1 pseudogene (cut by a window edge) is annotated in these 459 nt (G+C 61.7%); it reads left to right on the forward strand.

Features of this window, described 5'->3' with window-relative positions:
- Nucleotides 1-355, forward strand: a pseudogene (locus tag ACFE99_RS08440) (acyl-CoA dehydrogenase family protein) (it extends 793 nt beyond the left edge of the window).
- The last annotated feature ends 104 nt before the right edge of the window (nt 356-459 follow it).

A 459-nucleotide genomic window follows, 5' to 3' on the forward strand; every position in this document is an offset into this window, starting at 1 on the left:
GCAGTACGCCAAGGACCGCCAGGCGTTCGGCGAGCCGATCGGCAGGTTTCAGCACAACCGGTTTTTGCTGGCCGAGATGGACACCGAGCTCGACGTCGGCCAGCAGTACCTCGACCGGTGCCTGCAGGCGGTAGTCGATGGCGAGTTGACCGCCGTGGAGGCGGCCAAAGCCAAGTGGTGGTGCACCGAGCTTGCCAAGAAAGTCATCGACGGCTGCGTGCAGTTGCACGGCGGCTACGGGTACATGAACGAATATCGGGTCGCCCGCGACTATGTCGATTCGCGCATCTACACGATCTTCGGTGGCACCACCGAGATCATGAAGGACATCATCGGCCGAGATTTGGGTCTTTAGGCGGTGAACGGCATCTCGTGCCGCACAGACGGCGCTGTTTTGCGCATCGAGCTGGACCGGCCCGAGAAGCTCAATGCCGTCAATACGGCGATGCTCGAGGAGCT

Source organism: uncultured Mycobacterium sp., assembly GCF_964249325.1.
Lineage (GTDB): Bacteria > Actinomycetota > Actinomycetes > Mycobacteriales > Mycobacteriaceae > Mycobacterium.